This window comes from Gilliamella sp. Pas-s27 (genome assembly GCF_009795865.1).
Lineage (GTDB): Bacteria > Pseudomonadota > Gammaproteobacteria > Enterobacterales > Orbaceae > Gilliamella.
The window spans coordinates 1-3156 of the sequence record NZ_WTEW01000060.1 but is presented as its reverse complement, the minus strand read 5'-3'; the positions used below and the strand labels follow the sequence as shown (position 1 = coordinate 3156).

4 protein-coding genes are annotated in these 3156 nt (G+C 31.2%); all 4 read left to right on the top strand.

Going from position 1 to position 3156, the window contains the following annotated elements; genetic code table 11:
• On the top strand, positions 1-947 hold a 947-nt coding region (locus GQ589_RS11485; protein ID WP_202115096.1), incomplete at its 5' end, for a hypothetical protein.
• A 12-nt stretch (positions 948-959) separates the two neighbouring features.
• Positions 960-1535, top strand: coding sequence for a hypothetical protein (locus tag GQ589_RS11480; RefSeq protein WP_160426340.1), 576 nt, complete (start codon positions 960-962; stop codon positions 1533-1535).
• On the top strand, positions 1535-2275 hold the full coding sequence (locus GQ589_RS11475; RefSeq protein WP_160426338.1) for a hypothetical protein: 741 nt from the start codon (positions 1535-1537) through the stop codon (positions 2273-2275). The genes GQ589_RS11480 and GQ589_RS11475 overlap by 1 nt, the downstream gene beginning before the upstream one ends.
• Complete coding sequence (locus tag GQ589_RS11470) at positions 2259-2969, top strand: glycosyl hydrolase 108 family protein (protein WP_202115095.1); 711 nt, start codon at positions 2259-2261, stop codon at positions 2967-2969. The genes GQ589_RS11475 and GQ589_RS11470 overlap by 17 nt, the downstream gene beginning before the upstream one ends.
• The last annotated feature ends 187 nt before the right edge of the window (positions 2970-3156 follow it).

The window sequence follows — 3156 nt, the reverse complement described above, 5'->3', positions numbered from 1 at the left end:
TAGAAAAACAAGTAACAGCTTGGGAAAAGACCAAAGAGAAGATAAAAAAGATGTTATGGTGGGATGATGTAGCTAAAGGCTTAGCGAAGTTAAACCAACAAAACGACACGCAACCAAAAAATGGCGAGACAACCAGTACCCCAACCGCTACAACCACCGCAACAGACACCACTCCACCTGCCACGCTTAGCGCTGATGGCAAGGCGTGGTTTATGCATCCGGTGGCATTATTTAATTTCAAACCAAAATTTTGTATAACAGTTGATATGTTAAAACGTATTTTTACGCAAGCAGATAATGAAACATTAAATAATATAGCTCGTGATATTAACAAAAACTATAAATTATTTCATCTAGATACTGAATTAAGATTAACTCATTTTTTTGCTCAAAGTTTGCAAGAAGTCGGGGCTAAATGCACTTCATCCGCTGAAAGTTTAAATCATAGTTACAGTGCGTTAAGTGCTTTTAGTTATTTCCGTAAAAACCCTAGTGAAGCAAAATTATATGGTCGAGTAGATAAACCAGAGAATAATCCGCATGCTGCAGATCAAGAAGCCATAGCAAATCAAATATATGGAAACAGAATGGGGAATGGTGATATTAATAGTGGTGATGGTTGGAAATTTAGAGGACGTGGTATGTTTCAGTTAACAGGTAAAGCAAATTATCAAGGATTAACAGATTGGTATGAACAAATGTATAAGACTAAGGTCGATTTTGTCACAAATCCCGATTTGGTTCTTTCCAAGGATTATTTATTGTTATCTGCAGTATATTTCTGGTTGGAATATAAATTACATAAAAAGGCAGATAACGGAGATAAAGGAGAACATGTTGATAAAATTACAGAAATAATCAATAAAAATACTAAAACTTATAAAAATCGTCGGGAAAACTTTGAAAAAATAAAAAAAGAAAAAATTTTTGATTCTATTTCTTTTTAATGAGGAATTACAATGAAGTTTAAAACAATGTTGTTTATATTATTAAGCTTAATTTTTATAGGACAAAATGCTTATGCTGATCCTGATGAGAATTTAGATACTATTCCAGAACAATTTCGATTTCCTAAATATAATAACATAGCTCATCCACCAATTGATGTTGAATATAAAGGTAAGAAAGGTACCGCTCTATTTCTTAGCAATTCATTTGACAATGAAACACGTAATTTAGAGGTTTATTTTTTAACTAATAATAATAGAGAATTGTATAAAGCACTAGAAGTTTATTCATATCAATATGGAAATAGTGAAGTAGTAAGTGCCTTCGAATTTACTAGAAAAAAATCCGGTAATAAATATATCTACATTTTATTGAAAGAAGGTACAGAGCTAACGACATGGTATCGTTTTATAGAATTACCTTTATTTGTAGAAGATGATGGTATATTAAGAGCATTATATTTTATAGGAGATGATTCTTTTATATCAAAAATCAATTGTATAGATGATTTTGAAACAAAAGAACGCTGCGAATTTTCAACGAAAGAGGGATTGATAAAATATCTTAATAAAGAAAGAAAACAATAATGAAATTTAAACTAATATTATTTATCTTTTTGATTGCTTTTTTCAGAAATTCATATGCTGAGAAATTGACGTTTAATATTGATCACAAGGTAGTTAATAAGGCAGTTTTCGATACTGAAAATAATAGAAATATTATTAATCTTTACCATAATAATAATTTGATTATAAAGATCCCGAGTTTTGATGAAGACGGAGGAAATCGTTTTGAAAAAGTATTAACACGTTATGGTGAGAATAATTTAATAAGAATAATAACCACTTTTCCAGATAGAGGGTATTTCAAGATTTATTATGATATAGGCTTAAATAAAGATACTAATTTATATATAGTTAATAAAGTAAGCTTTGAAATACAGGAATGGTCATCAAACGAAAAGTTCACAGCAAAATATTGTTATAATCAAATCCAAATTGGTTTAGATGAATTTATTAAAAACAACGAGTTATTCAACAAAATAAGACCTAGAGTTGATGGGTGGAAAAATGGTAAAGTAAAAGGTAGTTGTGTTAAATCTAATAATGAAATTAATTATGAAAATGCATATAACTTAGTCATGAAATCCTATTTATTCAATAAACCCAATGTAAATGAAAAAACAAAAATGTATTTAGTTAAAGGTGATGTAGTTAATTTATTAAAGATAAATAATGAATTTTATTATATTGAGTATATTACCCCGAAAAATAAAGCCATAAAAAAATGGCTTCATTGTTCTGCAATTGATGCATGTGTTTATTGATAAAAACGATAGACAAAATAGGGGATTTTTAGCTGTAGGTGACGAAGCAAAATTCGAGGCATATTTAAGTAGTGTCGGTAAAACAAAGGACTCGCCTGAAGCGAAAGGGTTTGAAACATTAAGACGAGAAATAAACCGTTTTCCTGCTGATTATAAAGAATCCCCCTCGAAAAAGCTGACTGAAGCGCAGTTTGAATCTTATGCCAAAATGGAAGCATTAGAAAAACAAGTAACAGCTTGGGAAAAGACCAAAGAGAAGATAAAAAAGATGTTGTGGTGGGATGATGTAGCTAAAGGCTTAGCGAAGTTAAACCAACAAAATGACACGCCCCCAAAAAATGGCGAGACAACCAGTACCCCAACCGCTACAACCACCGCAACAGACACCACTCCACCTGCCACGCTTAGTGCTGATGGCAAAGCGTGGTTTATTCATCCGGTGGGTATCTCTGTTATGACTAAAATTAAAATAGACGATTGTTCCTTAAAATTCCATAGAATTTCCAAAATAGTATTAAAGCATGAAGGAGGATATGTAAATAACCCAAATGATTCAGGCGGAGCGACTAATAAAGGGATAGCTTGGAATACATGGGTATCATATGCAAAACAAGATTTGGGGATAGAACCTACTTTAGAGAATTTAAAAAAACTTACAGATGAACAAGCCGAAATTATCTATAGAAAACGATAGATTAGGGTTAATGATATATGATTGGACAATTACTTCGGGGAGCGCAATAAAAAAAATACAACAACTTCTAGTTGATGAGTTTAATCAAAATCTTATTATTAATTGTAGTAGCTCAAACTTAATCTGACATACACCTATTACTCATCGGTTTTCATTTTAACAAAATGCGTGTCCGATGAGCAAAATA

Coding starts and splice junctions, on each gene's coding strand:
- GQ589_RS11480 (WP_160426340.1), top strand. CDS start 960: ATGAAGTTTAAAACAATGTTGTTTATATTATTAAGCTTAATTTTTATA.
- GQ589_RS11475 (WP_160426338.1), top strand. CDS start 1,535: ATGAAATTTAAACTAATATTATTTATCTTTTTGATTGCTTTTTTCAGA.
- GQ589_RS11470 (WP_202115095.1), top strand. CDS start 2,259: ATGCATGTGTTTATTGATAAAAACGATAGACAAAATAGGGGATTTTTA.